We start from the raw sequence: 26,127 nt of genomic DNA, 5'->3' as shown, positions 1-26,127 counted from the left end.
AGAATGATGGATGATGGAACTGGATGACTCCGCGCTGCTGCGCTATAGCCGGCACATTCTATTGCCGCAGATCGATGTCGAAGGGCAGCGCCGGCTGAGCGCCGCCAGGGTGCTGGTCGTTGGTGCCGGCGGACTGGGTTCGCCGGTGGCGCTGTATCTGGCCAGTGCCGGTGTCGGTCGCCTGACCATTGCCGATGACGACATCGTCGAGCTGAGCAATCTGCAGCGTCAGGTGGTGCATGATATGGCCAGTCTGGGGCGCAGCAAGGCCGAATCGGCACGTGAACACATGCTGGCGCTCAACCCCTCTATCCAGGTCGCTGCCCTGAAACAGCGGCTGGCGCCCGAGTCGCTGTCTGCCCTGATGGCGACCCACGACGTCGTGCTCGACTGTTCGGATAATTTTGCCACCCGCCATGCCATCAACCGGGCGGCTGTTCAGGCCCGGGTGCCGCTGGTGAGCGGGGCGGCCGTACGCTTTGACGGGCAACTGGCGGTGTTTGACAGCCGTGAGGCCGACAGTCCCTGCTACTGCTGTCTGTTTCCGGAAGATGGCCCTGCCAGCGATGGTCCGTGCGCGACCTTCGGTGTGCTGGCGCCGCTCGTGGGGGTGATGGGCAGCATGCAAGCCGTCGAGGCCATCAAACTGATCGTCGGCTTGCCTGCTCCGCTGGGCCAGTTGACGGTTTACGATGCGCTGGCCGGCAGCTTTCGCCAGTTGCGCATCCCGCGTGATCCGGATTGTCCGGTCTGCGGACAGACGTCATGAAGAAAAAAGCCCGGAGGTCCCCGGGCATTTTTATGCGTCTGGCACGAATCAGGCGCGGGTGCCTTGCTCGATGAGCTGGCGCACCTCGTTGAAATTCATCACGCCGACATAGCGCTTGACGATGTGGCCATCACGATCGATCAGGAAGGTGCTCGGTGTCAGCTGAATATCGCCAAAGGCCTTGGCGATAGCGCCCTGGCTATCCATGGTTACCAGAAAGGGAAGCTGATTTTTCTGGGCGTAGGCCTGCACATAGTTCGATGGGTCATAGTTCATGGCCACGGCGACGATGGTGAAGCCTGCCGGAGCAAACTGTTGATACATCTGCTTCATCTGCGGCATTTCCTGAACACAACCGGAGCAACTGGTTGCCCAGAAATTGACCAGTACAACCTTGCCCTTCAGCGAGGCAAGATCCATCTTCTGGCCCTGCAGCGTGGTGAAACTGACCGCCGGCGCCGGCGTCTTGCTGAACCACAGGGTGTAGCCGGCAAAGACGGCAATCAGACCAATGGCCAGCAGAATCAGGCTTTTCTTCATGATGAGGCAACTTCCCGTCAGGTGATCAGGCGATGGTGGCCGGATCTTGCATGGATTCCAGAATGTCCTTGAGTTCGCCGCTGATCGGCACGGCCTTGTTGGCCTTGCCGTCAAAAGCCACCATGGTGACATCGGCCTCGGCGACCAGGGTGTCCTTGCCCGCCAGGGTCACGCGCTGGTGAATCACGGCACTGCGATTGCTGATGCTCTTGACCGAGGAGGTGATCAGCAGCTCGTCGCCCATGGTGGCCGGGAATCGATAGTCGATGTTGATATTGACCACGATCAGCGCAATGCCGGAGGCCATGTAGCGCGGCAGGTCTGTTTTCTCTTCGAACAAAGTCCAGCGCGCCTCTTCGAGGAACTCCAGATAGCGGGCATTGTTGACATGACTGTACAGGTCCAGATGGTAGCCCCGGACCTTGATGCGGGTGGTGTGCGGCATGGTTGGGTTTCTCCTGACTTTCCTCGTGGCGATGACTTGCCGGGTTTTTGTTATGAAAGAACTGCAAGCATAACCGAATCAATGCTGGTCGAGATCAAACGGCATGAATTGCTCGCGCTCCAGCGGTTCTTCCACCATGTCGGAGACCACGCCGTGCAGATGGATCTCGAACCACTGGGTGAACAGGCTGGCGCTCAAGGGGCTCGGCCACAGGCCCGGGTCTTCGCACCAGTCGGCCAGCTCGGCCTGAAACATCGTCTGGTAGTGTTCGGCGATGAATTCCGCCAGCTCGTCACCGTGATCGACCGCGGGAACCAGCAGGGCATTGCTGCCGGCCTGCAGGGCGGACAGGGTCGGCGGGGTGTCGAAACCGCCCGGCAGGCTGTTGAGCCAATCCAGAAAGGGTTGCTGGGGACGGAGGATGATGACACTGCGATTGACTTCGTACATGTGGTTTCCTGGTTATTGCACCGACAACTCATTGCCGGTGGTGAAATGCCATTTTCGCCGGATTTCCAGTGAGCGCGCCTGAGTGGCCAGTTCCGGCGGGAAGGGGGCAAACGGGGCGGCCAGACGGACGATGCGCTGAGCGGCCTCGTCCAGAATCTGGTTGCCGGAGCTGCGGCTGATGCTCAGCGCGGCCAGTGTGCCGTCGGCGTTGATCACGACACTGAGGGTCGGACCGCCGGTCAGCCCCTGGTTGCGCGCTTCCTGCGGGTAGTTCAGGGCGCCGATCCTTTCCATCTTGCCCGCCCAGTCGTCCATATACTGCCGCCACATATAGCCGCGTGCCGAACTGCCGTACACCAGTCGCCCGGGAGGCGGTGTCTGCGGTGACGTATTGCCGGCTTCCGTCGAGATCTGGGACAACAGCGAGGCGACGGACACCCCTTTGGCCGCAGGGGGCGCAAGCTGCGGCGCCACCGCTTGAGCGATGGGCGCCGGCTGCGGCTTTGCCGCCAGCTGACGGAGGTGACGTGTCTGCGGCTTGCCGGTGGCGGCGGGCGGTGTGTCGGCCGGCTGCATGGCCATGGCCGCTGCGGGCGGCGTTCCCATGTCGCCTGTGGTGGCAGGAGGAGGGGGCTGCAAGGTCAGCTGGAGCGGAATGGTCTGAGTGAATCGCGGGGAATGGGCCGGAACGCCAGGCAGGAGCATCAGCAGCAAATGCACGGCAGCCGACAGCAGCAATGCCGTCAACAGTGGCCAGGCACGAGTCAGGTGATGGGTGTGATGCGGGGCTGAGGGCATGTCCGGTCCGGGTGGTCGATCACGTGGAAGCGACCGTGGCTCAATGGATTGATTGGCGATATTTTTCCAGAAGACTGGCCTGCCTCCAAGCGATTTTTCATGGCAGAGGCGGCTGTCGGCCGGGCGGGGCGGCGGCCTTGCCGGTCCGATGCTTTCAGGCCGGCAAGGAGCCGGGCATAATCCCAGCTTGCGACATCCCCGGTGTGCGGGGGCATTCAAGAAAGATGGCATGAAATCCTGGCTGAAACCCACGGAAAACGGATTCAATCTGACCCTGCATGTCCAGCCCGGGGCGAAAAAGACGGAAGTCAGCGGCGAGCATGGCGAGGCCTTGAAGATCAGGCTGGCCGCACCACCGGTCGATGGCAAGGCTAACGCGGCCTTGCTGCGCTGGCTGTCAGACCGTTTTGATCTGCCGCAGAGGGCGGTCGAGCTGCTCAGCGGCGACAAGAGCCGGCACAAAATTGTCGCCATCCGTACCGACTGCTCTGAGACCGAGCTGATGGACAGACTGGGCGTGCCGCAAGACTGACTCAGGCCCCCGGCTTGTGCTCGTCCCCCGGACGCTGCAGCTGACTGAACGGGTCATCGACGCGGTGAAACTCACCCTCGATGACGTCATCGTCCATCGGGCGGGTCGGCTGAGCGGGGGGCATTTGCCATTGTGGTCCCTTGAGCGGCAGGAGCAACAAAATGGCGGCAATCTCGCTCAGTACACCGGGGATGATGAACAGGACGCCTGCCAGAGCGTAGCGAAGCGGCCAGAGCAGACTGTAGATCGACACGCCGCCGCCCTGACGCATCAGGCTGCCCAGGGTCAGCAAGGCGCCAACTTTCTGGTTGCGCAGCATCCAGCTGCCCAGCATGGCGCTCAACAGCAGATACAGCAGGGTGGCCATCAGGCCGATATGACTGGCCAGGCTGACGAGAAGCAGGATCTCGATGACCGGCAGAAGCAAAATCAAAAGGAGGATGGGCATGATGGAGTGTTCGCCATGAAAGCGTTGCTGGTGTTTTGTAATGTGCCGGATCGGGCGCAGGCCGAACGTATCGCCGAGGCGCTGGTGGCCGGGCAGTGGGCCGCGTGCGTCAACATTCTGGCGCCTTGCCGTTCGGTCTATCGCTGGCAGGAGGCGGTGACATCCGCCGATGAAGTCCCGCTGCTGATCAAGACCACCGAAGCAGCCTACCCGTATCTCGAGCAGCAATTGCGCGAGCTGCACCCCTATCAGGTACCGGAAATCATTGCCTGCGACATCGCGGCAGGCCTGCCTGATTACTTAACATGGGTAGGCGAGTCGGTTTTTTCAAGGGCATGAAAATGGTCTGAGAGCCGCGCCAATACAATGGCATTGGGGTGAGGGTGTAGGAAAAAAATCGTTGACATTTCAAAAATCGGTCATTATAGTTGCGGTCTCTCGGGGGTCGTTAGCTCAGCCGGTAGAGCAGCGGACTTTTAATCCGTTGGTCGCAAGTTCGAATCTTGCACGACCCACCAGAGAAAACAGCAGTGCCCGAGGGGGGTCGTTAGCTCAGCTGGTAGAGCAGCGGACTCTTAATCCGTAGGTCGAAAGTTCGAATCTTTCACGACCCACCAACCTTCTAGCATCACTGTTGATGAGTAGTTACTTATCTTGCGCAAGCCAAGACAATCTGTTAAAGTCTGACTTCGCAAGTACACCGGGTTGTTAGCTCAGTTGGTAGAGCAGCGGACTCTTAATCCGTAGGTCGAAAGTTCGAGCCTTTCACAACCCACCAATTTCGAAAAAAGCCCTGACAATCGTCAGGGCTTTTTTCATTCTACCTTGCCCGTCTCAGGGAAAGATTGTCAGAAACAGATAGGTCGCGAACAGCGCCAGGTGCACGACGCCCTGCAGGATGGTGGTGCGTCCGTTGCCCAGCGACAGGGTGGCGATCAGCAGAGACAGCACCAGCAGCACCGTCGATTTGGCGTCAATGCCCAGGGTCAGGGGCCAGCCATGGTAGATCGAGACGACGGCGACTGCCGGGATCGACAGGCCGATACTGGCCAGTGCCGAGCCAAGCGCCAGATTCAGGCTGGTCTGCAGCCGGTTGGCGCGGGCTGCGCGCCAGGCGGCCAGCCCCTCGGGCAGCAAGACGATGGCCGCAATGATCACCCCCACCAGCGCGGGGGGCGCACCCATGCCCGCCACCGCGGCCTCAATCTGTGGCGAGATTGCCTTGGCCAGCAGCACCACGGCCGCCAGCCCGGCGACCAGACAGGTCAGACTGATCAGTGTGACGCGTCCCGTGGGCGGCGCCGCATGGACGTGCTCGTTGCCTGCCCCCTCTTCCGGCAGGAAATAATCCCGATGACGCACCGTCTGGATAAAGACAAAGGCGGCATACAGGACCACCGAGGCCACGGCGACAAAGCCGAGCTGGCGTGCGTTGTACAACGGTCCGGGCACGGTCGTGGTGAAATTCGGCAGGATCAGGGTCAGGGTGACGATCGCCGCCAGGGTCGAGAGGGCAGCGTTGACACCGAGCAGGCTGAAGCGCTGTTCACCGAAGCGTTGCCCCCCCGCCAGCAGGCACAGGCCGACAATGCCATTGAGGATCAGCATCACCGTGGCAAAGATGGTATCGCGCGCCAGTGCGGAGGTGGCACTGCCGCCCGAGATCATCAGTGTCACGATCAGGGCGACCTCGATGGCGGTAATCGCCCCGGCCAGGACCAGGGTGCCGAAGGGTTCTCCGACTTTGTGCGCGACAACTTCGGCATGATGTACTGCTGCCAGCACACCGAACAATAAGCCGGCAGCAAGCAGGATGGGCCAGCCGCTCAGCAGGCCGGTGAATTTGCCGGCCAGCAGCAGCCAGCCTGTTGCCGGGGCGAGGAGGGTCCATATCGGGAGCGGAGAGGTGCGTGTCGTCATGTTTTGATCCGTCTGATTGCGGGAAGGGGCGCGCTGGCCTGCTCGCGAACTGTAACTGATAATTGCATTTTGCATAACCTTAATGGCTTTGCTTTGCCAATGGTGTTATGGGGCCATTTGTCTCGACAACCGCACTCGCGCATAATTCCATGATCAAAGCCAATAAAGGGAGTTTGCGCATGAAATGTCACGCCTTGGGAGTATTGTTGCTGGCCATGACAGCCGGTGCCGTGGCCCAGTCCGTGGATGAGCAGCTCTTGGCTGCGCAGATGGCCTATCAGCAGGGCGATGCCCAGCTGACACAGGCGACCAATCGACGTGTACAGGCTGAGTCGGCCAAGCAGCTGGCCGATCAGCGACTGCTGGATGCGCAGGCGGCTGTCGAACGCAGCAATGCCGAACTGGCCGCGGCCAAAGCCGCGGAAGATGCCGCCAAGCAAACCATGGATACCCTGACCAGCTCGCTTAGTGAGGCCTGGAAACGCAAGGATGCCGGCCAGTGACCGTCAGTGCATGAAAAAAGCCGGCAACTGCCGGCTTTTTTGTACCCCGCGCTCAGCGAATGCCGTATCGCTGGCGGTAAGCCTGCACGGCACCCAGATGGTTCTGCAGGTCGGGACTTTGTTGCAGATAGCCCAGCATGTCCTCCAGGGTGGCAATGGCCACCACCGGCAAGCCGAAGTCGCGGCTGACCTCCTGCACGGCAGACAACTCACCCTGACCCCGCTCCATGCGGTCAAGTGCGATGGCGACACCGGCCGGTTCGGCACCCGCCGCGCGGATCAGGTTGACGGACTCGCGCACCGAGGTGCCGGCGGAAATCACGTCGTCAATGATCAGCACCTTGCCTTGCAGCGGTGCGCCGACCAGCGTGCCGCCCTCGCCGTGATCCTTGGCTTCCTTGCGGTTGTAGGCAAATGGCACGTTGCGGCCACGTTCGGCCAGTGCCATGGCGGTCGCCGACGCCAGGATGATGCCCTTGTAGGCCGGGCCGAACAGCATGTCGAAGGCGATGCCGCTGGTTTCGATCGACTGGGCATAAAAGCGCGACAGGGTCAGGGTCGACAGGCCGTCATTGAACAGCCCGGCATTGAAGAAGTAGGGGGAATCGCGCCCGGCCTTGGTGACAAAGGCGCCAAAGCGCAAAACCTGCCGGTCCAGCGAAAATCGAATAAAATCGTGTCGGAAATTACTCATCATTACCTCAAAAAACTGTCTGCATCGCACGCATGATGCCGGCAAGGATATCACGGGAGAGCCGCTTGCTTCGAATCGTTTCCGCCAACCTGAATGGCATCCGTTCTGCGGATAAAAAGGGCTTTTTCACCTGGTTGGCCGGCAGTGATGCCGACATCGTCTGCGTCCAGGAGCTCAAGGCGCAGCAGGCCGATCTGGCTCCGCACATGCTGGCACCTCCGGGATATCAGGGGTTTTTCCATCCGGCCGAAAAGAAAGGCTACAGCGGTGTCGGGCTGTACGCGCGCCGTGCGCCTGACAGGGTGCAGATCGGGCTCGGCATCGAGGATATCGATGCGGAAGGCCGCTATTTGCGTGCCGACTTCGGCAAGCTGAGCGTGGTGTCGCTGTATCTGCCGTCCGGCTCCAGCAGCGAAGAGCGGCAGCAGGTCAAGTTCGCCTTCATGGCCCGCTTCCTGCCGGTCCTTGAGTCCTTGCGCGCGGAAGGTCGTGATCTGGTGATCTGCGGTGACTGGAATATCGCACACAACGAAATCGATTTGAAAAACTGGAAGGGCAACCTGAAAAACTCCGGCTTCCTGCCCGAAGAGCGTGCCTGGATGAGTGATCTGCTGGCGCGTGTCGGTTGGGTGGATACCTGGCGTACCCTGTACCCGGAAGTGCCGGGCTACACCTGGTGGAGCAATCGAGGGCAGGCCTATGCCAAGGACGTGGGGTGGCGCATTGATTATCAGCTCGCCACGCCGGAGATTGGCGCACTGGCCCGGCAGGCCTCGGTCTACAAGGACGAGAAGTTTTCCGACCACGCCCCGCTGATTGTCGACTACGACTATCAGCATCAGACTTGAGGCATGCCATGGCGACGCTGATCATTGTGCCGGGCTGGCAGGATTCCGGCCCGCAACACTGGCAGACCTTGTGGGAAAAGGGCTTTCCGGGTTGTCTGCGCGTGCGGCAGGCCGACTGGCAGCATCCGGATCGTGCCGCCTGGGTGCAGGGGCTGGACGACACGGTGCAGATGGCCGAGGACGAAATCGTGCTGGTGGCGCACAGCCTGGGCTGCATTACCAGCGTGCACTGGCTGGCCACGCTCAGCCTGCGGGCGCAACGCCGGGTGCGTGGTGTGTTGCTGGTGGCGCCGCCGGATGTGACCGGCGAGGGGTTTATCGCCAATGTGCCGGCGAGCGGTTTTGCCCCGCAGCCCGACTGGCGGCTGCCGGCGCCCGCCATCGTGGTGGCCAGCAGCAATGACCCCTACTGCCAGATTGATCGTGCTGAGCGCATGGCCCAGTCATGGGGGGCTCACTTCGTGGATCTCGGCCCGGCCGGCCATATCAATGCCGAAAGCGGTCTGGGAAGTTGGGAAACCGGCCAGCGCTTGTTGCAGCGACTGATTCTCGGCGACTAGCGGCGCTGTGCCGATTGTTTGGTGCTAGCGGGCAACAGGGCGGGCCGGGTCGGCGCACCACTCGCTCCATGAGCCCGGATACAGCCGGCTGCCATGCAGACCGGCAATTTCCATTGCCAGCAGGTTGACGCAGGCGGTGACGCCGGAACCGCACTGATGGACGATGTCTTCGGCGGTCCGTTCCTCGCCCAGCAGGCCCTGCCATTCCTGGCGCAGCGTTGCCGCATCCTTGAAGCGGCCCTGCGCGTCGAAGTTGTCGCGGAAAAAGCGGTTGATGGCGCCGGGGATGTGTCCGCCGACCGGATCGAGTGTTTCGCCGATACCGGCGAAGCGCTCCGCCGACCGGGCATCGATCACCGTGAATTGCGGATTGTCCAGGTTTTCCAGAACCTCCTCGACCTGCACCGTCGCAGCGTGGCTGGCGCGCATGGCAAAGCGCCGGGTGTGGCGCGCCGGCTGGTGTGTGTCCAGTGTGCCGCCGGCGGCGAGCCAGGCCGGCAGGCCGCCATCCAGCACGGCAACCCGGTCATGCCCCAGCCAGCGCAGCAGCCACCAGGCGCGGGCCGCATACTGGCACTGGCCATCGTCGTAGACCACGACCTGGGTACTGGCGCTGATGCCGCGCGCGCCGAGATCGACGGCCAGTCGCTGACCGTCCGGCAGCGGATGGCGGCCGTTCTGGCCGGTCTTGCTGCCCGATAGATGGTAATCGAGGTGCAGGTAATGGGCTTCGGGAAGGTGTCCCTGGCGCCAGGCGGCTTCGCCGGCTTCCGGCTCGTTCAGGCTGAAACGGCAATCCAGAATGACCCATTCCGGGCGGCGCTGGGTGAGCAGCGCTTCGGCGCTGATGAGGGTCTTGAACATGGGGGGGCTCTCCTGACGGTTCAGGAAAGCCTATCCAGCTGCGGGCCGTTCGGCAAGCCTGTCAGCCGCCGGGCAGGGCAGCACGCAGGCGCTCGGCCAGGTCTGAGGGGGCGCTGCGCTTGCTGTCGCGAGCGGCGGTGGCCCAGATCGGCGCCGGAAAGTGAGCATCGTCGGCAAAGCGCGGGATGACGTGCCAGTGCAGGTGCGGCACCATATTGCCCAGCGAGGCCAGATTGATCTTGTCGGGGTTGAGAACTTCGCGCACGGCGCGTTCGGTATGCATCAGCCAGGCAAACAGGTGCTGGCGATCTGCTTCGCTCAGGTCCGACATTTCCTTGATGTGCTGTTGCCAGATGATGCGGCAAAAGCCAGGATAGACAGGGTCATCAACCAGTATCACGCGCAGTTTTTCGTCGCGGAATAACACGGTTTCCTCGCCGGGAAAACAAAGCTCGCAATTCAACATGTTATTGTCACCCAATCAAATTAAGGTATCCTAACATAGGCTTCCTGTATCTGAACGATTCGCAAGTATCAAATGCGGATGCCGGATTCTTTCGGGGAAGCCGCAAATTCCGAGCAAGGATAGTGTTGTGAGCCTCTCTAGTCATTTATTGATTATTTTTCTGTTGATGTGCATCAGTGCGTTTTTCTCCGTGTCTGAAATCGCGCTGGCTGCGTCCCGCAAGATCAAGCTGCGTCAAATGCTGGAAGAAGGCGATTTGCGCGCTGAAAAAGTACTCGCTCTGCAGGAAAAACCGGGCAAGTTTTTTACAGTGGTACAAATCGGCCTGAATGGCGTGGCCATTCTCGGCGGTATTTTGGGTGAATCGGCGCTGACGCCGTTTTTCGAAGCCTGGGTCGGAACGGTTTACCAGGGCGACATGCTGCCCACGATCAGCTTCATGATGTCGTTTGCCGTGGTGACCTCGTTGTTCATCATTTTTGCGGACCTGATTCCCAAGCGAACCGCGATGATCCACCCGGAAAAAATCGCAGTGGTGATTGTCGGCCCGCTGTTGTTCTCCCTGATGTTGTTCAGCCCGCTGGTCTGGTTCTTCAATGGCACGGCCAACCAGATGTTCAAGCTGTTCAAGTTGCCGTCGGTGCGCAGTGATGAAATCACGTCCGATGATATTTTCGCCATCATGGATGCCGGCGCCGAGGCCGGGGTGTTGCAGCGCGAAGAGCACCACATGATCGAGAATGTATTCGAACTCGACAGCCGCACGGTCCCGTCGTCCATGTCCAGTCGCGAAAGCATCGTGTATTTCTCGCTGGAAGATACCGAGGACGAAATTCGCGAGAAGATCGCCACTCAGCCTCATTCGAAGTTCCTGGTCTGTGACGAGACCATTGACCGGGTGGTCGGCTATGTCGATTCCAAGGACGTGCTGATGCGCTTGCTCAAGGGATTGCCGATTTCCCTGCGCAAGGAGCTGCCGATCCGCACCGTGATGGTCATTCCGGATTCGCTGACTTTGTCCGAGCTGCTGGAGCGTTTCAAGGCATCGCGCGAAGACTTTGCTGTGGTCATGAATGAATATGCCCTGGTGGTGGGCATCATTACCCTGAACGATGTGATGAGCACCGTGATGGGAGACCTGGTCAGCCAGAGCCAGGAAGAGCAGATTCTGCGCCGCGACGAGCATTCCTGGCTGGTAGATGGCATGACGGCCCTGCAGGATGTGTCGCGTGCACTGGATATCGACGAGTTCCCGGATGATGCCAACTACGAAACCATCGGCGGCTTCATGATGTATATGTTGCGCAAGATTCCCAAGCGTACTGATGTGGTGGAATATGCCGGCTACAAGTTTGAAGTCGTCGATACCGAGAACTTCAAGGTGGACCAGCTGCTCGTCACACAACTACATGCACCTACGTCAAATGAGCCGAATGTGTAAATAAAGTATGTACACGTCGTTACATGGCCTTACATACCACTCACAGACGGATAGACAGGGCATGCCTACGATACCGACTATGGAAGCGCTAACTGCAGTGCTTCAGGAGTCAAATTCATCAATTGTGGAGATTTTCATGAAAAAGATCGCTGCGCTTATCCTGACCGCTGCATTCGGCCTGGTTTCCGCCAGCAGCTTCGCTGCTGACGCTTCCGCCGCTGCAGCCGCTCCGGCCAAGCATCACGTTGTTAAAAAACACACCGCTAAAAAACACGTAGCCAAAAAAGCCGAAGCTTCGGCTCAAAAGGCTCAGGCAGCTGAAGCTTCGGCCCCGGCCAAGAAGCACGCTGCCAAGAAGCACGTAGCCAAGAAGGCCGCTTCGGCTCAGAAGGCTCAGGCTGCTGACGCTTCGGCTCCGGCCAAGAAGCACGCTGCCAAGAAGCACGTAGCCAAGAAGGCCGCTTCGGCTCAGAAGGCTCAGGCTGCTGACGCTTCGGCTCCGGCCAAGAAGCACGCTGCCAAGAAGCACGCCAAGGTAGCCAAGAAGGCCGCTTCGGCTCAAAAGGCTCAGGCTGCTGACGCTTCGGCTCCGGCCAAGAAGCACGCTGCCAAGAAGCACGCCAAGGTAGCCAAGAAGGCCGCTTCGGCTCAAAAGGCTCAGGCTGCTGACGCTTCGGCTCCGGCCAAGAAGCATGCTGCCAAGAAGCACGCCAAGGTAGCCAAGAAGGCCGCTTCGGCTCAGAAGGCTCAGGCTGCTGACGCTTCGGCTCCGGCCAAGAAGCACGCTGCCAAGAAGCACGCCAAGGTAGCCAAGAAGGCCGCTTCGGCTCAAAAGGCTCAGGCTGCTGACGCTTCGGCTCCGGCCAAGAAGCACGCTGCCAAGAAGCACGCCAAGGTAGCCAAGAAGGCCGCTTCGGCTCAGAAGGCTCAGGCTGCTGACGCTTCGGCTCCGGCCAAGAAGCACGCTGCCAAGAAGCACGCCAAGGTAGCCAAGAAGGCCGCTTCGGCTCAAAAGGCTCAGGCTGCTGACGCTTCGGCTCCGGCCAAGAAGCACGCTGCCAAGAAGCACGCCAAGGTAGCCAAGAAGGCCGCTTCGGCTCAGAAGGCTCAGGCTGCTGACGCTTCGGCCCCGGCCAAGAAGCACGCTGCCAAGAAGCATCACAAGGTTGCCAAGAAGGCTACCGCTTCCAAGTAATTCCTGACGGAATACCTGGTCGTACAAGAAAGGGAGACAGTAGTCTCCCTTTTTTGCGTCTGAAGCTATCTGCGAAACAAAGCGGCAAGTCGCAAGACTTGCCGCTTTGTTTCGGGGAACTGCCGACTCAGAGCAGTACGCGCTCGATCCCCCCCTGACTGGCCTGTTGCAGGTACTGTGGCATCCAGTTCTCGCCCAGTACATGCCGCGCCATTTCCACCACGATGTAGTCGGCTTCGGTGCCGGTATCGTTGTTGTAGCGCGACAGGCCCTGCAGGCAGGACGGGCAGGAGGTCAGGATCTTGACCGGGGCATCGCCCGCCGGCAGCGTGCTCAGATCGCGGCTGATCTCTTCCTGCTTGCGGAAGCGGACCTGGGTCGAGATGTCGGCCCGGCTGGTGGCAAAGGTGCCCGCCTCACCACAGCAGCGATCATTCAGCTTGACGCCCCCCCCCATCAGTTCATTGACGACCTTGATCGGCTGGTGGCTCTTCATCGGGCTGTGGCAGGGGTCATGGTACATATAGCGCTGACCGGTCACCTGGTCGATGCGCAGCCCCTTTTCCATCATGTACTCGTGGATGTCCAGTACGCGGCAGCCGGGGAAGATGTCCTCGAAGCGATACTTGGTCAACTGGTCAAAACAGGTGCCGCAGCTGACCAGCACCGTCTTGATGTCCAGATAGTTCAGGGTATTGGCAACACGATGGAACAATACCCGGTTTTCCGTGGTGATGGCCTCGCCCTTGTCGGCAAAGCCCGACGCTGCCTGCGGGTAGCCGCAGCACAGATAGCCCGGCGGCAGCACCGTCTGGACGTTCATGTGCCACAGCATGGCCTGGGTGGCCAGGCCGACCTGACTGAACAGCCGTTCCGAGCCACAGCCCGGGAAATAGAATACCGCCTCGGTGTCATCCGCCAGGGTCGGCTTGCGAATTACCGGCACCACCGTCGGGTCTTCCAGATCCAGCAGGGCGCGGGCCGTTTTCTTCGGCAAGCCGCCCGGCATGGGCTTGTTGATGAAGTGGATGACCTGCGCCTTGATGGGCGCTTTCTCCACGGTGGCGGGCGGCCGGCTGGTCTGATCGCCAAGCAGACCGAAACGCTTGGCGACCGAGTGGGCACTGCGCTGAGCCTTGTAGCCCCATTCAATCATGCCCTTGCGCAACAGCTTGATGGTGGCCGGGTCCTTGGCATTGAGAAAGGCCATCCCCAGTGCGGTGCCGGGATTGAACGACTTTTTGCCGGTTTTGCGCAGGAAGTTGCGCATGGCGATGGAGACATCGCCGAAGTCGATATTCACCGGGCAGGGTTTGACACAGCGATGGCAGACCGTGCAGTGGTCGGCCACATCAGACAGTTCCTCGAAATGTTTCAGGCTGACGCCACGACGGGTCTGCTCCTCGTACAGAAAGGCCTCGGTCAGCAGACCGACGCCGAGAATCTTGTTGCGGGGCGAGTACAGCAGGTTGGCCCGCGGTACATGGGTCGAGCAGACCGGTTTGCACTTGCCGCAGCGCAGGCAGTCCTTGACCGAGTCAGCGATGTCGCCGATGTCGGATTGCTCCAGAATCAGTGACTCGACGCCCAACAGGGCAAAAGACGGTGTATAGGCCCGGCGCAAGTCGGCGCCTGGCAGCAGTTTGCCGCGGTTGAAGTGGCCATGCGGATCGACGCGTTGCTTGTAGGCGACGAAGGGGGCCAGTTCCTCTTCGCGCAGGAATTCGAGTTTGGTGATGCCGATGCCGTGCTCGCCTGAAATCACGCCGTTCAGATCCCGCGCCAGCTTCATGATGCGCACGACCGCCTCGTTGGCGGTGTGGAGCATGGCGTAGTCGTCGGAATTGACCGGGATATTGGTATGCACATTGCCGTCGCCGGCATGCATGTGCAGTGCCACAAACACCCGGCTGCGCAGCACCTTCTGATGGATCGCGCGGATGGCGGCCAAAATGGGCGCATCGGTCTTGCCGGCGAACATGGTTTCCAGCTCCTGCTGGACTTCGGCCTTCCAGCTGACACGCAGCTGAAAATCACGCATGGCCGTAAACAGGCTGCCTTCAGCGGGGGCTTCACATTCTGGCCAGCGCTGTCGGAAGGCCGTCAGCGGCTGATCTAGATTGGCCAACATCCACTGCCAGCGGCTGCGCACATGTGTCAGCAGTGCCAGCGCGGCTTCACGCCGGTCGGCGATGACATCGTCCGTCGACAGCGTGCTGCTGTCGCTATCCACTTCAAGGCGACCATGGAAATAGTCGCTCAGGCTGTCGAGCAGGCGGATCTTGTTGCTGATCGACAGTTCGATGTTCAGTCTTTCGATCCCGTCGGAGTAGTCGCCCAGCCGATCCAGCGGGATGACCACGTCTTCATTGATCTTGAAGGCATTGGTATGGCGGGCGATGGCAGCCGTACGCGACCGGTCCAGCCAGAAGCGCTTGCGGGCTTCCGGGCTGGCGGCAATGAAGCCCTCGCCGCAGCGGGCGTTGGCCAGCTTCACCACATGACTGCAGGTTTCGGCCAGTGCATTTTCATCATCGGAAACAATGTCCGCCAGCAGCACCATCTTCGGGCGTCCGCGGGACTTGGCCTTGGTGGCATAGCCGACGGCGCGGACATAGCGCCAGTCCAGGTGCTCAAGGCCGGCCAGCTGTACGGCGCCATGGCCATCAATGTATTGCTTGATCTCGACGATGGCCGGGGTGGCCTGCGTGACGGTGCCGAAGAACTCCAGGCAGACCGTTCGGATATGGTCGGGCATGCGGTGCAGTACAAAGCGGGCACTGGTGATAATGCCGTCACAGCCTTCTTTCTGAACCCCGGGCAGGCCGGCGAGGAATTTGTCGGTGACATCTTTGCCCAGCCCGGTCTTGCGGAAGGCGCTGCCGGGGATCTCCAGTACCTCGGCCGACAGGACAGTGCGGGCATCCTCGGCCAGACGCGATACCCGGAAGCGTACCTGCTCCACGTCGTGGATCTTGCCGTAGTTGTGCGCCAGCCGCTCGATCAGTTGCCAGTTGCCATCCGGATCAACCATTTTCCAGCTGACGAGGTTATCCAGTGTCGTGCCCCACAGCACGGCTTTTTTCCCGCCGGCGTTCATGGCGACATTGCCGCCGATACAGGAGGCTTCTGCCGAGGTGGGGTCGACGGCAAAGACCAGGCCGGCCGCGGATGCTGCCTCGGACACCCGCGCCGTCACGACGCCGGCACCACAATGGATGGTGGCATGACTGCCCGTCAGGCCGGGCAGGGGGATATATTCGACGCCCTGATGATGGTCCAGCTTCTCGGTGTTGATCACCGCAGACAAGCGGTCCAGCGGCACGGCACCTCCGGTATAGCCGGTACCGCCGCCGCGAGGAATGATGGTCAGCCCCAGCTCGATACAGGCTTTGACCAGCGGCGCGATTTCTTCTTCGCTGTCCGGGCACAACACCACAAAGGGATATTCGACACGCCAGTCCGTGGCATCGGTGACATGCGAAACGCGAGCCAGTCCGTCAAACAGGATGTTGTCGCGGCGGGTCAGGCGGCCAAGGCGCTTCAGGATGCGGCTGCGCAGTGTTCGGGTTTCGACGAACTGGGCTTCAAAGCGGTCAACGGCCTGTGCCGTCGCCTGGATCAGCGCCTGCACCTTGTCATTGCCTTCGCGGCGTTTGTCGATTTCGTGCAGCCGATGGTGCATGGCTTCGACCAGGGCATTCAGGCGCTTGGGGTTGTCCAGCAGGTCGTCTACCAGATAGGGATTGCGGTCGACGACCCAGATATCCCCCAGGACTTCGAACAGCATGCGGGCGGAGCGCCCGGTACGGCGCTCGCTGCGCAGGGCTTCCAGCAATTGCCACATGTCTTCGCCCAGCAGGCGAATCATGATTTCACGGTCGGCAAACGACGTGTAGTTATACGGTATTTCGCGCAAGCGCGCTTTTTCGGGAGCGTTCATTATTTTTTCTGCTCGATCATCTTTGTCTGCAGAAAGTGTATCCCAAATGTTGCGCCGCGGAAAACGATGTTGTTATAGGGGATATTGCAGCGGAAAACTGTCTTTATATGAAACAGTCATCGCCTCTGGATTTTGTCCGACAAGCTGGCGGGGCTTAGCGGGGGGCGGCGAAAACCAGTTGCTCAGCCAGGCGGACGGCTTCGAACAGGCTGCCGGGAGAGGCCTTGCCGGTGGCCGCCAGATCCAGCGCCGTGCCGTGATCCACCGAGGTGCGGATCAGCGGTAAACCGAGGGTGATATTGATGCCATGGCCAAAGGTGGCGTATTTGAGAACCGGCAGGCCCTGGTCATGGTACATGGCCAGCACGGCATCACAGTCGGCCAGGCGGTCCGGATTGAACAGGGTGTCGGCAGGCAGCGGACCGATCAGCTGCATGCCTTCGGCACGCAAAAGATCCAGCACCGGCATGATGACATCGATTTCTTCGCGGCCCATATGGCCGCCTTCGCCGGCGTGCGGATTGAGTCCGGCGACCAGAATGCGGGGCCGGGGCAGGGCGAAACGCTGTACCAGATCGTGGTGCAGGATACGAATGACCCGGGTCAGATCCTCGGGGGTGATGGCATCGGCCACGTCGCGCAAGGGAAGGTGGGTCGTGGCCAGGGCCACGCGCAGCTTGTCTCCGGCGAGCATCATGACCACTCTTTCGGTGCCCGTGCGCTCTGCGAGGTACTCGGTATGACCGGTAAAGGGGATGCCGGCATCGTTGATGACACCCTTGTGGACCGGGCCGGTGACCATGGCGGCAAATTCGCCGGTCAGGCAGCCGTCGATGGCACGATCCAGCAGGGCCAGCACGTGACCGGCATTGTCCGGGTTGAGCGTGCCGGGCTGACTGGGCGCGAGCAGTGGCAGGTGCAGCACTTCCAGACAGCCGACAGGCGGCTGCTGTCCGGCCTGATACGGGACGCAGGTGAGTGCAAGACCGAGTTGACGGGCGCGCTGCTGCAGCAGGCCGATATCGCCGAGAATCACACGCCGTGTTCCGCCATCTGCCAGTTGCAGCAGGCTGAGCATCAGCTCGGGGCCGATGCCGGCAGGCTCACCGGCAGTGATGGCCAGAACAGGGCGTGGCGGACTCATTGCTGCTCGTTCAGACGATCATCGACAAAGGCAGAATCGCGCAGCTGATGCACCCAGTCGAGATAGGCCTCGTCCACCTTGCGGTTGCGGATCTGCTGACGAACGACAGACCGGCTGCGGTCGGCCGTCACGTCTTCAGTGCGCTTGGCCTCGACCTTGATCAGGTGCCAGCCGAAGGGCGAGCGCACTGGTTCCGACAGGGTGTTGAGCGGCAGGGTGGTCATGGCTTGCTCAAACTCCGGCACGGTATCGCCCTTGGACAGCCAGCCCAGGTCACCGCCCTTGGTGTTGCTGCCGTCTTCGGAATAAAGCTTGGCCATTTCCTGGAAGGAAGCGCCGCGCAGGATACGATCGCGAATCTGCAGGATCTTGGCCTTTGCATCACTTTCCGACACGGCTTCGTTGGTGCGGATCAGGATGTGGAAGGTGTGATACTGCTCGGCCATCTGCTGTGCCTGCTGGCTGCGCTTTTCCACCAGCTGGAAGATGTAGAAGCCTTGCTGGGTACGGATGATGTCGGTGATGCCACCCGCCTTCAGCGCTTCCAGCATGCTGGTGAAGTCGCTCGGCAGGCTGGCCGCCGGGCGCCAGCCGATATCCCCGCCGCGCATGGCATTGGGGGCAGACGAGTAAGCTGCCGCCACGTTGGCGAAAGGTTTGCCTGCCTTCAGTTCGGCCAGCGCCTGACGGGCGCGCTGCATCCGGCTGTCGATCTGGGCCGCATCGGCTCGCTCCGGAACATCGATCAGGATATTGGCCAGATGGTATTCGGTATGGTTGGCAAACTGCGGGTTCTTCAGCGCCTGTTCGACTTCACTGTCGGTGACGTTGACGCGCGAGGCGATCACGCTTTCCTTGAGTTTGGACAGCAGCAATTCGCGCCGTACTTCGGTGCGGAAGGTGGCCATGTCCAGTCCCTGCTTGGACAGCAACTGACGCAGACCATTGACGTCGGTCTTGTTTTGCTGCGCAACGCGCTGAATGGCCTGGTCGATATCCCCGTCCGTGACGCTGATGCGATTGCTGTCCGCATATTGCAGCTCGGTTTGTTCGGTGATCATTTGATCCAGCACCTGGCGACGCAGGACGTCCATCGGCGGCGGGGTGACATGTTGCTCCTGCAGGGAGGCGGTGGCCTGGCTGACGCGCTTTTGCAGTTCGAGTTCGGTGATGACGCTCTTGTTGACCACGGCAACGATGCGGTCAACCGGTACCACCGGTGCCGCCATCGCGGAGGAAATCGCAGCGGTTGTCAGCAAGGCAAGCAGTGTTTTTTTCATGGTCATGGTTGGATATCGTTGGTCTGGGTGTAGCCCGGAATCGCCAGGCGCAGGGTTTGCAGCGGGTTGGTGCCCAGGGCGCCGAGGCCCTTGAGTTCAACCTGGAAGTAAAAACCGGTCTTGCGCTGGGTCAGGTTGGTGATGTACTGCTCGGCGACCAGCCGCAGCAGCCAGCAGCCGCTGTTGTACTCGATACCGGCCAGCTGCTGCATGATCTGCCGGTCCTGCAGCGAGTAGTCGGTTCGGGCCAGCGCGTACAGCGAGCGTGTCAGCGGCCACTGCACGCCGAGATCGACCTCGTGCAGATTCTCCGGCAGACCCTGCGCGTTCACCTGATTGTTGCTGTAGAAGCGGTAACGCAGGGACACCACCTTGCCGGCGGCCGGCTGGTAGCGCAGCGATACATTGTACTGGACCGGTGCGTGCGTGGTGGCGCTGTACTGATACAGGCTGTCCAGGTTCCAGTTTTTCACCACTTCGCCACCCAGGCTGGCCAGGAAGTCCGAGGCCCCGGTGGTACGCTTGCCGAGCGTGCCGTCGGCGTTGAGCTGGGTCGAATCAAAGTAGAAGCGCTGACCAAAGGCTGCCCGGATGATTTCACGGCCGCTGTCGTTGTCGATCAATTGCGAAGTCAGCGCCGCCGTGACCTGATTGGCCGGCGCAATGCGGTCGTAACCGGAGTAGTCGTTCTCGGTAAAGATCTGCGCAAAGCCGAAGTCATTCAGCGAGGAGTCGAAGTTGGGGATCCGGCTCTGGTCGCGCGCAGGCACATTCAGATAGAACAGCCGCGGTTCCAGCGTCTGGGTGCGTTCGCCGCCGAACATGTTGACCTGGCGGTCGAAATACAGGCCGCTGTCAATGCTGACAATCGGCAAGGTGCGATCCACGCTGTAGGCGTTGGCACCCTTGAAGCTGTTGAGCTGGTAGTCAGTGGCATGGATGCCCAGCTTCGGCTTGAAGAAGCCCCAGGTGCGCTGGAAGGGCAGGGAAATGCTGGGATAGATCACCCAGCGCTGGCCTTCCTGCAGTGTCGGGTGAGAGAACTCGGTCAGTACCGAGGTCAGATTGCCGGTCAGCCCCCATGGCAGTTGCTGGTTGGCATTCAGGGTCAGCTCCGGCAGCTTGGCATACGGTGGTGTGACGGTGGTGCCGGTCGCCTGCAGGGTCTGATAGCGCAGGGCGGTCACGCCGAAGTTGGCGCTGCCGCCTTCCCACGACTTGCCGTAGTTGATGTAGGCCTGACGCAGCAAGTTGACATTGTCTGCGACGGTATAGCGGTCGCCCATGTCGCTGAAGTAGTTGTCATCCGAGACGGTGGTGGCGTCATAGCCGGCGGTCAGTCCGGGCGCCAGGGTCTGTCGGTGTGCCCCGCTCCACAGGTAGCGGTAGCGGTGGGTGGCCGTGTCGCGCTGGTTCTGCTCGGTATACAGCCAGCCGCTGTACTCCGGCTGCAGGTAGCGGAATTCTCCCCCCAGGATGACGCCGTGCTTGGTATTCAGGTGCGTGGTCAGCGTGGCGTCGTAGTTCGGCGCCAGGTTGAAATAGTACGGAATCGCCAGGTCGACGCCACGGCTGCCCCCCTGCAGGGTCGGATACAGCAGCCCGGACTTGCGCTTGCCGTCGAGCGAGAAATCGAGCCAGGGCGAGTAGAGGATGGGCACGCCCTGAAACACCACATGGGCGTTGTAAGCTGTTCCGATGCCGCTGGTGTAGTCGAGATCCAGCTGAGAGGACTTCAGATACCAGCTGTCGTCTCCGACCGAGCAGGTGGTTGCCTCTGACTGCATGACGCGGTAATTGTCCTTGCCGCGGAAAATGACCTCGCGGCCATCGCCCCGCATCTGCTTGCCCGGGGTACCGGACTGGAAGACCGGCTGCTGGCCTGTGCCGGTGCGAGAGTCCAGGTTGTAGTCAAGCAGGGTGCCATCCACCCGGTCCTGTTGCCTGGTCAGGGTAAAGTGGTCACCGGCCTTGACGTTGTTTTTGGCCTGGTAGTAGTCCAGCCAGTCGCTGTTGAGCTTCTGGTCATCGCGTGTGACCACCACATTGCCGCGAGCCTGCAGGACATTTTCCATTGCCCCTTCGATACGGTCGGCGGTGACATGGGCCTCTCCCGGCACGGTGCTGGAGGGCAGGACGTAGTCCAGAGGCTCGTCCGCGCTGGCCATCGGCGCAGAAAAGGCGGCAGCGAGTGCCAGGACAATTTGTGTTTTTTGAATTCTGGGCATGCACAAAACCATATCGTGGGTGCAGTCGGCGGTATAAAATCTCACAATTCTACCAGTACCGCAATGAACAGACATGCAGCGATTAGAACAATTAAAGCAGTGGCTTTCTGCTAGACACCCGGGAATCGACCTGAAAGTGGAGTTCGCCGCGGCCGATGCCGACTTCCGGCGCTACTTCCGCGCGACCTTTCCCGATGGCTCGACGCGCATTCTGATGGATGCGCCGCCGGAAAAAATGGACACCGCGCCCTATGTCCATGCCCGGGAGGTGCTGTCCATGCTTAACGTGCCGGTCATTCATGCCCACGACCCGTTGCAGGGCTTCATGGAGCTGCAGGATCTGGGGCGTGTGACCTATATGGCGGCCCTGCAGCAGCCACAGACGCCGGAAACCATTCATCTGCTGCTGATGGAAGCCGTGGACAGCCTGATCGAGATGCAAAAGGGCAGTCGTCCCGGCGTGTTGCCGGAATATGACCGCGCCCTGTTGCAGCGCGAGGTGGATCTGTTTCCGGAGTGGTTTGCCGGCAAAGAGTTGCAAAAACCCTTCAGCTACGCGCAGCGCAAGCTGTGGGAGCAGGCCGTGCCGCGCATTCTGGATCAGGCGCTGGCCCAGCCGAAGGTATTCGTGCACCGCGATTTCATCGTGCGCAACCTGATGCTGAGCGAAGGGCGCCCCGGCGTACTCGACTTTCAGGATGCAGTCTATGGCCCGATTACCTATGACCTGGTTTCCCTGCTGCGCGATGCCTTCATCGAATTTGATGAAGAGCTGGTGCTCGACATTGCCGTGCGCTACTGGGAGCGGGCCCGCAAGGCCGGATTGCCGGTGGCCGCCAATATCGACGACTTCTACCGCGACTTCGAATGGATGGGCGTACAGCGCCACCTGAAGGTGGCTGGCATCTTCTGCCGGCTGTGGCATCGCGACGGCAAGGAACGCTATCTGCCCGAGGTACCGCGCTTCCTGCGCTATCTCAAAAAAACCACACGTCGCTACAGCGAGCTCGCCCCTCTGTACCAGCTGATCTGTCAGCTGGACGGCGATGAGGATGTGCAGACGGGATACACCTTCTGATGCGCGCGATGATCATGGCGGCCGGGCGCGGCGAGCGCATGCGGCCGCTGACCGACCATACTCCCAAGCCGCTGCTGCAGGCCGGTGCCGAAACCCTGATTGGCTGGCATCTGCGCCGGCTGGCCGCCTGTGGTATCCGCGAAGTGGTGATCAACCACGCCTGGCTGGGCGAGCAACTGGAGGCCGCGCTGGCCGACGGGCAGCGCTACGGCGTGCAGATTCGCTGGTCGGCCGAGGGGGAGGCCCTCGAAACGGCAGGCGGGGTCGCCAAGGCCTTGCCGCTGCTGGGGGATGAACCGTTTCTGCTGATCAGCGCCGATATCCTCAGTGATCTGGATTTCTCCCTGCTGGCGCAGCGTACTGCGCAGCTCGATGGTCATCAGCATCTGGCCCACCTGATGCTGATCGATAATCCGCCACATCGCCCGGGCGGAGATTTCACCCTGCATCCCGACGGCAAGGTGACACGCGAGCCGCAGGGAGGACTGCCGCGCCTGACTTATTCCGGCTTTGGCGCTTTCCATCCACGCCTGTTTGCCGAGTTGGCCAGGCGTTCGCCGGTCAAGCTGCCCTTGCTGGCGGTGCTGCTGGAGGGCATGCTGGCCGGCCAGGTCACTGGCGAGCGTTTCACCGGGCAATGGCTGGATGTCGGTACGCCGGAGCGTTTGCAACAGGCTGAGCGCATCGCCGGCGGCTGGTCGTTGCCATGAGTCGCCGCATTCTTGGCGTTGACCCCGGCTCACGCATCACCGGCTTCGGGGTCATCGATGTGGTCGGGCAGCAGCGTCACTATGTGGCCTCCGGCTGCATCCGAACCCCCGAGGGTGCCCCACTGGCCGAGCGCATCCGGGTGATTGCCGAGCATCTGTTCGAGGTGATCGAGACCTACCAGCCGCATGAGGCCGCCGTGGAGCAGGTGTTTGTCAACGTCAACCCGGCGGCCACGCTGATGCTGGGGCAGGCGCGCGGAGCGGTGGTGACGGCGCTGGTGTTGCGCCAGTTGCCGGTGGCCGAATACACCGCCTTGCAAGTCAAGCAGTCTGTGGTGGGCCATGGCAAGGCGCAGAAAGAACAAGTACAGGCCATGGTGGTGCGTCTGCTGTCGCTGTCCGGGACGCCGCAGGCCGATGCCGCCGATGCACTGGCGGTGGCGCTGGCTCACGCCAATCATCGCCACGATGCCCTGGCCGGCCTGATGCCCAAAGGGGTACGTATCAAGGGTGGTCGCCTGGTGTGAGGCGATGACTGACCTTTATTGAATGGATTGAACCAAGATGATCGGACGCCTGAACGGGGTATTGCTGGAAAAACTCCCCCCGCAGTTGTTGATTGATGTGCAGGGCGTCGGCTACGAGGTCGATGTGCCGATGACCACCTACTACCAGCTGCCGGCGCTGGGCGAAAAAGTGGTGTTGTACATTCATCAGGTGGTGCGCGAAGACGCCCATCTGCTGTTCGGTTTTGCCAGCCGTGCCGAGCGCGAGACCTTCCGTCAGCTGATCAAGGTGACCGGCATCGGCGCACGGATCGCCCTGGCGATTCTGTCGGGCATGAGTGCCGATGAGCTGGCGCAGGCGATTGCCAGCGAAGATCTGAAGCGTTTGTCGGCCGTGCCGGGTATCGGCAAGAAAACCGCCGAGCGCCTGGTGCTCGAATTGCGTGGCAAGCTGGTGACCGGTGCGGCGCTGGCGGTACCGGGCGGCTTGCCGTTTACCGTCACGCCGGACGAGAAGAGCGATATTCTCAATGCGCTGCTGGCGCTGGGCTACAGCGAGAAAGAGGCGCAACTGGCCATGAAGACCCTGCCGGCCGGGGTCGATGTCAGCGAAGGCATCCGCCTCGCCCTCAAAGGGCTGGCCCGGGGCTAATCAAAGAAAAAGGGGGCGATCATCGCCCCCTTTGCTGTTTTACGCTCCGCGTTCCCGACGATAGTCAGCCAGTGCCGCGATACTCAGTCGTGGTATCCGCCGGCTCTGCAGATAGCTGTCCAGTGCCGCGCCACGCATCATGCTGCCGTCCGGGTTCATCAATTCGCACAATACGGCAGCCGGTTGCAAGCCGGCCAGTCTGGCCAGATCGACCGAACCCTCGGTATGGCCGCGTCGAGTCAGCACGCCGCCGTCGCGGGCGATCAGCGGAAACACATGGCCGGGACGGGCCAGATCGTCCGGTCCGGCGTTCGGTGCCATGGCCGCGCGAATGGTGGTGACGCGGTCGGCGGCCGATACCCCGGTGGTGACACCCTGGCGTGCCTCGATGGACACCGTGAAGGCGGTGCCATAGCGACTCTGATTGTCGGCCACCATGGGGAGCAGACCCAGACGGTCGGCATGATGCTGCGTCAGACACAGGCAGACGATGCCGCTGCCATCGCGGATCAGCTGTGCCATCACGGCGGTGTCGATCAGTTCGGCGGCAACGATCAGATCCGCTTCGTTTTCTCGGTCATCATCGTCCGTCAGTGCCATCGGCAGGCCCCGGCGCAGTGCATCAAGCGCGGTTTCCACGGCCAGGGTGCGGGAGTCTTGTATCAGGTTCATTGCATCGGTCCTCGAAATAAAAATAGAGAAACACGCATGCAGGGCAAACGAACACACCCGCCAGAGATCTGGCGGGTGCATGTCTTCTCTCATCCGGACTGTGACCGTCGGCTCCGGCCTTGAACCGGATCTGCTGACCCTGGCGGCCGGGGATGGCCGTCAGGCGCTCGCGGGCTTGCTGGTATGATCAGCTTACCGCCGGTGGGGAATTTCACCCCGCCCTGAAGACGTTGTCTTGACCCGAAGGTCGGCAATGATCATAGCAGGATGATAAGATTGCAGTCTAACGTCTACTTTTAATGGCTCGTCATGCTGGAAACCGACAATCTCATGGGCGATGCGCCGCGCCGCATCGTCACGCAGCAACCGCTGTCGGCGCAGGAAGAGGCGCTGGAGCGAGCATTGCGCCCCAAGGTGCTCGACGAGTATGTCGGCCAGGTCAAGGCACGCGAGCAACTGGAAATTTTCATTCAGGCGGCGCGCAAACGCGGCGAGGCCCTCGACCACGTGTTGCTCTTCGGTCCGCCCGGCCTGGGCAAGACCACACTGGCGCATATCATCGCGCGTGAAATGGGCGTCAATTTGCGCCAGACGTCCGGACCGGTGCTGGAGCGTGCCGGCGATCTGGCCGCCTTGCTGACTAATCTGGAACCACATGATGTGCTGTTCATCGATGAAATCCATCGTCTCAGCCCGGTGGTGGAGGAAATCCTCTATCCGGCGCTGGAGGATTATCAGATCGACATCATGATCGGCGAGGGGCCGGCAGCGCGTTCGGTGAAGATCGATTTGCCGCCGTTTACCCTGGTCGGCGCGACGACGCGCGCCGGCATGCTGACCAACCCGCTGCGGGACCGTTTCGGCATTGTCTCGCGGCTGGAGTTTTATTCTGCCGAGGAGCTGACACGCATCGTGCAGCGCTCGGCCGGTCTGCTGGAGGTCACGCTGGGGGCGGATGGCGCTTTCGAAGTGGCGCGCCGCAGCCGGGGGACGCCGCGCATTGCCAACCGTCTGCTGCGGCGGGTGCGCGACTACGCCGAAGTTCGTGCCGACGGCGTGGTCAGCGCGGAAGTGGCCGATGCGGCGCTGTCGATGCTGGATGTGGATGTGGCCGGGCTGGATGTGATGGACCGCAAGTTGTTGTCGGCGGTCATCGAGAAATTCGGTGGCGGGCCGGTCGGGCTGGATAATGTCGCGGCGGCGATCGGCGAGAGTACCGACACCATCGAGGACGTGATCGAGCCCTATCTGATCCAGCAGGGCTATCTGCAGCGTACGCCGCGTGGCCGCATGGCGACCGCCCAGGCCTTCACGCATTTCGGGCTGCCGCAAAAGGACTGAACCCAGGTTCCGCGGACAAGTCACTCCCCCGGAGGCCAAGCCGGGGGCATGCTTTGGAACGATGCCCACGCCGCTGGCGTGAGCGTCTAGAATGATCGAA

General features: G+C 61.3%; 27 protein-coding genes, 3 tRNA genes and 1 riboswitch. Of the genes, 16 read left to right on the top strand and 14 right to left on the bottom strand.

The window, feature by feature from the left end:
* Window positions 1-10 precede the first annotated feature (10 nt).
* Window positions 11-769, top strand: a complete 759-nt coding sequence (gene moeB, locus AACH39_RS09825) for a molybdopterin-synthase adenylyltransferase MoeB (RefSeq protein ID WP_215780377.1) — start codon at window positions 11-13, stop codon at window positions 767-769.
* A gap of 48 nt (window positions 770-817) precedes the next feature.
* Here moeB and AACH39_RS09820 read toward each other — a convergent pair whose 3' ends face one another.
* The 4 genes from AACH39_RS09820 to AACH39_RS09805 form a co-directional block, all read right to left on the bottom strand.
* Window positions 818-1,309, bottom strand: a complete 492-nt coding sequence (locus AACH39_RS09820) for a TlpA disulfide reductase family protein (protein ID WP_215780380.1) — start codon at window positions 1,307-1,309, stop codon at window positions 818-820.
* Between the two features lie 25 nt (window positions 1,310-1,334).
* Window positions 1,335-1,754: a thioesterase family protein gene (locus tag AACH39_RS09815; protein ID WP_215780382.1), complete on the bottom strand. Its 420-nt coding sequence runs from the start codon at window positions 1,752-1,754 to the stop codon at window positions 1,335-1,337.
* A gap of 78 nt (window positions 1,755-1,832) precedes the next feature.
* Window positions 1,833-2,204, bottom strand: a complete 372-nt coding sequence (locus AACH39_RS09810; protein ID WP_215780385.1) for a VacJ — start codon at window positions 2,202-2,204, stop codon at window positions 1,833-1,835.
* 12 nt (window positions 2,205-2,216) lie between these two features.
* Window positions 2,217-3,002, bottom strand: coding sequence for a TonB family protein (locus AACH39_RS09805; protein WP_338619786.1), 786 nt, complete (start codon window positions 3,000-3,002; stop codon window positions 2,217-2,219).
* Between the two features lie 229 nt (window positions 3,003-3,231).
* On the opposite strand from AACH39_RS09805, the gene AACH39_RS09800 reads away from it, so the two are divergent.
* Window positions 3,232-3,534: a DUF167 domain-containing protein gene (locus AACH39_RS09800; protein WP_215780389.1), complete on the top strand. Its 303-nt coding sequence runs from the start codon at window positions 3,232-3,234 to the stop codon at window positions 3,532-3,534.
* 1 nt (window position 3,535) lies between these two features.
* Here the strand turns inward: AACH39_RS09800 and AACH39_RS09795 are convergent, their stop codons facing one another.
* The gene (locus tag AACH39_RS09795) at window positions 3,536-3,982 is read right to left on the bottom strand and encodes an FxsA family protein (RefSeq protein ID WP_338619784.1); all 447 of its coding nucleotides are present in this window, start codon (window positions 3,980-3,982) and stop codon (window positions 3,536-3,538) included.
* Between the two features lie 15 nt (window positions 3,983-3,997).
* Between AACH39_RS09795 and cutA the strand changes: the two genes are divergently transcribed.
* From cutA to AACH39_RS09775, 4 genes are all read left to right on the top strand, one after another.
* Window positions 3,998-4,321 carry a divalent-cation tolerance protein CutA gene (gene cutA / locus AACH39_RS09790; RefSeq protein ID WP_215780393.1) on the top strand — a complete coding sequence of 108 codons (324 nt, stop codon included), beginning with the start codon at window positions 3,998-4,000 and terminating at the stop codon, window positions 4,319-4,321.
* A 103-nt stretch (window positions 4,322-4,424) separates the two neighbouring features.
* Window positions 4,425-4,500: transfer RNA gene (locus AACH39_RS09785), tRNA-Lys, on the top strand.
* Between the two features lie 23 nt (window positions 4,501-4,523).
* Window positions 4,524-4,599 (top strand) — tRNA-Lys (locus AACH39_RS09780).
* A gap of 85 nt (window positions 4,600-4,684) precedes the next feature.
* Window positions 4,685-4,760, top strand: a tRNA-Lys gene (locus AACH39_RS09775).
* Between the two features lie 56 nt (window positions 4,761-4,816).
* Here AACH39_RS09775 and AACH39_RS09770 read toward each other — a convergent pair.
* Window positions 4,817-5,902 (bottom strand): ionic transporter y4hA, encoded by a 1,086-nt coding sequence (locus AACH39_RS09770; RefSeq protein WP_215780395.1) that lies wholly within the window; start codon window positions 5,900-5,902, stop codon window positions 4,817-4,819.
* Between the two features lie 179 nt (window positions 5,903-6,081).
* Between AACH39_RS09770 and AACH39_RS09765 the strand changes: the two genes are divergently transcribed.
* The gene (locus AACH39_RS09765) at window positions 6,082-6,405 is read left to right on the top strand and encodes a hypothetical protein (RefSeq protein ID WP_215780398.1); all 324 of its coding nucleotides are present in this window, start codon (window positions 6,082-6,084) and stop codon (window positions 6,403-6,405) included.
* 52 nt (window positions 6,406-6,457) lie between these two features.
* Here AACH39_RS09765 and pyrE read toward each other — a convergent pair whose 3' ends face one another.
* Complete coding sequence (gene pyrE, locus AACH39_RS09760) at window positions 6,458-7,099, bottom strand: orotate phosphoribosyltransferase (RefSeq protein ID WP_215780400.1); 642 nt, start codon at window positions 7,097-7,099, stop codon at window positions 6,458-6,460.
* Window positions 7,100-7,164: 65 nt separating this feature from the next.
* On the opposite strand from pyrE, the gene AACH39_RS09755 reads away from it, so the two are divergent.
* Both AACH39_RS09755 and AACH39_RS09750 read left to right on the top strand, forming a co-directional pair.
* Window positions 7,165-7,947 (top strand): exodeoxyribonuclease III, encoded by a 783-nt coding sequence (locus AACH39_RS09755; RefSeq protein WP_338619780.1) that lies wholly within the window; start codon window positions 7,165-7,167, stop codon window positions 7,945-7,947.
* Between the two features lie 8 nt (window positions 7,948-7,955).
* Window positions 7,956-8,507, top strand: a complete 552-nt coding sequence (locus AACH39_RS09750; protein ID WP_338619778.1) for an alpha/beta hydrolase — start codon at window positions 7,956-7,958, stop codon at window positions 8,505-8,507.
* 24 nt (window positions 8,508-8,531) lie between these two features.
* On the opposite strand, the gene AACH39_RS09745 is transcribed toward AACH39_RS09750, so the two are convergent.
* Window positions 8,532-9,371 carry a sulfurtransferase gene (locus AACH39_RS09745; RefSeq protein ID WP_215780408.1) on the bottom strand — a complete coding sequence of 280 codons (840 nt, stop codon included), beginning with the start codon at window positions 9,369-9,371 and terminating at the stop codon, window positions 8,532-8,534.
* A gap of 61 nt (window positions 9,372-9,432) precedes the next feature.
* A complete protein-coding gene (locus AACH39_RS09740; RefSeq protein WP_215780410.1) occupies window positions 9,433-9,837 on the bottom strand; it encodes an HIT family protein in 405 nt (134 codons plus the stop codon).
* A gap of 127 nt (window positions 9,838-9,964) precedes the next feature.
* Here AACH39_RS09740 and AACH39_RS09735 point away from each other — a divergent pair, with 127 nt between their 5' ends.
* Both AACH39_RS09735 and AACH39_RS09730 read left to right on the top strand, forming a co-directional pair.
* Window positions 9,965-11,278 carry a hemolysin family protein gene (locus tag AACH39_RS09735; protein ID WP_215780412.1) on the top strand — a complete coding sequence of 438 codons (1,314 nt, stop codon included), beginning with the start codon at window positions 9,965-9,967 and terminating at the stop codon, window positions 11,276-11,278.
* 136 nt (window positions 11,279-11,414) lie between these two features.
* Complete coding sequence (locus AACH39_RS09730; RefSeq protein WP_338619777.1) at window positions 11,415-12,473, top strand: hypothetical protein; 1,059 nt, start codon at window positions 11,415-11,417, stop codon at window positions 12,471-12,473.
* Between the two features lie 127 nt (window positions 12,474-12,600).
* Here the strand turns inward: AACH39_RS09730 and AACH39_RS09725 are convergent, their stop codons facing one another.
* The 4 genes from AACH39_RS09725 to AACH39_RS09710 all read right to left on the bottom strand — a co-directional run bounded on the left by AACH39_RS09725 (window position 12,601) and on the right by AACH39_RS09710 (window position 21,068).
* Window positions 12,601-16,416, bottom strand: coding sequence for a DUF3683 domain-containing protein (locus tag AACH39_RS09725; protein WP_215780417.1), 3,816 nt, complete (start codon window positions 16,414-16,416; stop codon window positions 12,601-12,603).
* 154 nt (window positions 16,417-16,570) lie between these two features.
* Window positions 16,571-17,560: a 4-hydroxythreonine-4-phosphate dehydrogenase PdxA gene (gene pdxA / locus AACH39_RS09720; protein ID WP_215780419.1), complete on the bottom strand. Its 990-nt coding sequence runs from the start codon at window positions 17,558-17,560 to the stop codon at window positions 16,571-16,573.
* The gene (locus AACH39_RS09715) at window positions 17,557-18,846 is read right to left on the bottom strand and encodes a peptidylprolyl isomerase (protein WP_338619776.1); all 1,290 of its coding nucleotides are present in this window, start codon (window positions 18,844-18,846) and stop codon (window positions 17,557-17,559) included. The genes pdxA and AACH39_RS09715 overlap by 4 nt, the downstream gene beginning before the upstream one ends.
* The gene (locus AACH39_RS09710) at window positions 18,843-21,068 is read right to left on the bottom strand and encodes an LPS-assembly protein LptD (RefSeq protein ID WP_338619774.1); all 2,226 of its coding nucleotides are present in this window, start codon (window positions 21,066-21,068) and stop codon (window positions 18,843-18,845) included. The genes AACH39_RS09715 and AACH39_RS09710 overlap by 4 nt, the downstream gene beginning before the upstream one ends.
* A 73-nt stretch (window positions 21,069-21,141) precedes the next feature.
* Between AACH39_RS09710 and amgK the strand changes: the two genes are divergently transcribed.
* The 4 genes from amgK to ruvA are packed head-to-tail and all read left to right on the top strand — an operon-like array spanning window position 21,142 to window position 24,014.
* Window positions 21,142-22,146 (top strand): N-acetylmuramate/N-acetylglucosamine kinase AmgK, encoded by a 1,005-nt coding sequence (amgK, locus tag AACH39_RS09705; protein WP_215780426.1) that lies wholly within the window; start codon window positions 21,142-21,144, stop codon window positions 22,144-22,146.
* Window positions 22,146-22,856, top strand: coding sequence for an N-acetylmuramate alpha-1-phosphate uridylyltransferase MurU (gene murU, locus AACH39_RS09700; protein ID WP_338619771.1), 711 nt, complete (start codon window positions 22,146-22,148; stop codon window positions 22,854-22,856). The genes amgK and murU overlap by 1 nt, the downstream gene beginning before the upstream one ends.
* Window positions 22,853-23,383 (top strand): crossover junction endodeoxyribonuclease RuvC, encoded by a 531-nt coding sequence (ruvC, locus tag AACH39_RS09695; protein ID WP_215780459.1) that lies wholly within the window; start codon window positions 22,853-22,855, stop codon window positions 23,381-23,383. The genes murU and ruvC overlap by 4 nt, the downstream gene beginning before the upstream one ends.
* Before the next feature lie 37 nt (window positions 23,384-23,420).
* Complete coding sequence (gene ruvA / locus AACH39_RS09690; RefSeq protein ID WP_215780460.1) at window positions 23,421-24,014, top strand: Holliday junction branch migration protein RuvA; 594 nt, start codon at window positions 23,421-23,423, stop codon at window positions 24,012-24,014.
* A gap of 39 nt (window positions 24,015-24,053) precedes the next feature.
* On the opposite strand, the gene ribB is transcribed toward ruvA, so the two are convergent.
* Window positions 24,054-24,686, bottom strand: a complete 633-nt coding sequence (gene ribB / locus AACH39_RS09685; RefSeq protein WP_215780462.1) for a 3,4-dihydroxy-2-butanone-4-phosphate synthase — start codon at window positions 24,684-24,686, stop codon at window positions 24,054-24,056.
* Between the two features lie 77 nt (window positions 24,687-24,763).
* Window positions 24,764-24,919, bottom strand: a riboswitch (FMN riboswitch).
* 76 nt (window positions 24,920-24,995) lie between these two features.
* Here ribB and ruvB point away from each other — a divergent pair.
* Window positions 24,996-26,027: a Holliday junction branch migration DNA helicase RuvB gene (gene ruvB / locus AACH39_RS09680; RefSeq protein WP_215780465.1), complete on the top strand. Its 1,032-nt coding sequence runs from the start codon at window positions 24,996-24,998 to the stop codon at window positions 26,025-26,027.
* Window positions 26,028-26,127: the final 100 nt, after the last annotated feature.

The sequence above is a fragment of the Paludibacterium flexuosum genome, assembly GCF_037076605.1.
Lineage (GTDB): Bacteria > Pseudomonadota > Gammaproteobacteria > Burkholderiales > Chromobacteriaceae > Paludibacterium.
Note: the sequence above shows the minus strand (reverse complement) of the source record. Positions and strands in the feature narration are given on the sequence as shown.